Genomic DNA, 500 nt, shown 5'->3' with positions numbered 1-500 from the left:
TGTCCTAAGTGTGGTGTGCGCAATAAGTCAACCCAAGACATGATTAAGTACGGGTTCGCTAAGAGCACTATAAAATTGCCTAGTATGAACTTTAATGCGCTCGTATTAAAGTTAAAGAAACAAAAATATCAATGTAAACATTGTGGAGAGTATAGCTTGGTAACTACACCCTTGGTTGATCCTGGCTGTTTTATATCCAATGACCTTAAACGAATGGTTGCGGTAGAGCTAGGTGAAGTCCAATCTATGACGCTGATTGCGCGTCGTTACTCTATATCTGATTATACGGTCGTGAAGGTTCTTAAAAAAGCAGGCAAAGCATTGGCCCCATCTTACCGCACCTTGCCTGAACACATTGGGATTGATGAGTTTAAATCAGTGAAGAGTGTTCAAGAATCGATGTCATGTATCTTAATGGATGCCCATGAGAAAAAACTATTCGATATTTTACCGGACCGTAAACAAAACGCGATACGGGACTATTTTATGCGCTATTCATA

1 protein-coding gene and 1 pseudogene are annotated in these 500 nt (G+C 40.0%); both read left to right on the top strand.

What is annotated here, in order from left to right; translation table 11 throughout:
• Positions 1 to 132, top strand: a pseudogene (locus tag HW423_RS11580) (hypothetical protein); the annotation flags it as partial.
• A 24-nt stretch (positions 133 to 156) separates the two neighbouring features.
• Positions 157 to 500: helix-turn-helix domain-containing protein (locus tag HW423_RS10965; RefSeq protein ID WP_235956491.1), on the top strand; the 344-nt coding region annotated here is incomplete at its 3' end.

The sequence above is a fragment of the Ruoffia halotolerans genome (assembly GCF_014049385.1).
GTDB lineage: Bacteria > Bacillota > Bacilli > Lactobacillales > Aerococcaceae > Ruoffia > Ruoffia halotolerans.
This window is presented reverse-complemented; position numbering and strand designations above follow the sequence as displayed.